The sequence below is a fragment of the Oleiphilus sp. HI0061 genome (assembly GCF_001635675.1).
Genome location: NZ_LWFE01001505.1, coordinates 1 through 1,193, shown reverse-complemented (window position 1 = coordinate 1,193; position 1,193 = coordinate 1). Strand labels below are relative to the sequence as shown.

1 protein-coding gene and 1 pseudogene are annotated in these 1,193 nt (G+C 45.0%); both read left to right on the top strand.

What is annotated here, in order from left to right; all coding sequences use genetic code 11:
* A partial coding sequence (locus A3735_RS23450) for a CYTH domain-containing protein (protein WP_156499864.1) occupies positions 1–484 on the top strand: 484 nt, incomplete at its 5' end.
* A gap of 94 nt (positions 485–578) precedes the next feature.
* Positions 579–1,193: pseudogene (locus A3735_RS23445) on the top strand (hypothetical protein); the annotation flags it as partial.

Sequence of the window (1,193 nt, the reverse complement as noted above, 5' to 3'; positions counted from 1 at the left end):
TTACTATGATACGCCTGATAAGATATTGAACCAGCATCGAATGGCTTTGCGGGTTCGGAAAAAAGGCGATGCTTTTATTCAAACCTTGAAGACCAAGGGGAAGTCGGTAAGCGGTCTAAGTGAACGTGGTGAATGGGAATGGGAATTGGCGGATAACAAGCTAGATATTTCACTTCTAGAGGGCTTGGATGTTTGGCCGGAAGGAATGAATTTGGAAAGTTTAAATGCGGTGTTTGAGACGAACTTTGTTAGGCATCAGGTATTAATTGAATGGCAGGGTAGCGAAATTGAATTAGCTTTTGACCAGGGCGAGGTGTTGTCAAAAGGTAAGTGTCTGCCAATCAAAGAAATTGAGCTAGAGCTAATGTCGGGTGAGGTTGAAGCGCTAAAAAGTTTGGCAGCCGTATTGGGGCAAGCTATTCACTTGAAAGCGTCTGACACGAGTAAAGCCGAGAGAGGCTATTCTTTATTGGCAGCGAGCTAAGTATTTCAGACATACTTGATCAAGCGCATTGAGCTGACATGCTCGCTGCGTTACTTTTCTCAGATAACAATATCGAAAATTGAGAGCTATCTATATGAGCAGTGCTAACATCGCAATCGGTACCCAAGTTGAGAATGTAATTAATCAGTTTCCGGGGTTTATTCAAGCAAGTCTACGTAACGCCTGGCAAGAGTTGAGTGCTTATTATGTTGGCGAAGCATGTTTGGAAGATATTCGCTGGGAAACGCTCGAATGCCCTTGGTCAAAAGACTTTATTCAGAGCATTTTGGATGTATGGTCGCGCAGCGACTATGTTAGAGAGTCCAGTTTAAAGTACCCTGAATGGTTGCATGAGTGGTCGGGCAGCGATTCAGCACTGTTTACTTCAAAGTTGGAAGGGCAATATAAGCGCGATTTAAGTTCACGCTGTAAAGCAGTCAATGATGAAGCTGAATTGATGTCAGTTCTGCGAGTATTTCGTCGCTATGAAATGACGCGGCTTATGTGGCGCGATCTCTTAAGCTTGGTAGAGCTGGAAGAAACACTTTCGGACGTAAGTGCTTTGGCCGATGCAGCGGTTGAAGTTGCTTTGGATGTCTTATACAAACAGCTTTGCGAGCGTTATGGCACCCCTTTTTCTAGAGCAAAAGAGGGCGGTGCACCTATCCCTCAGCACATGCTGGTGTTGGCGATGGGCAAACATGGCGCT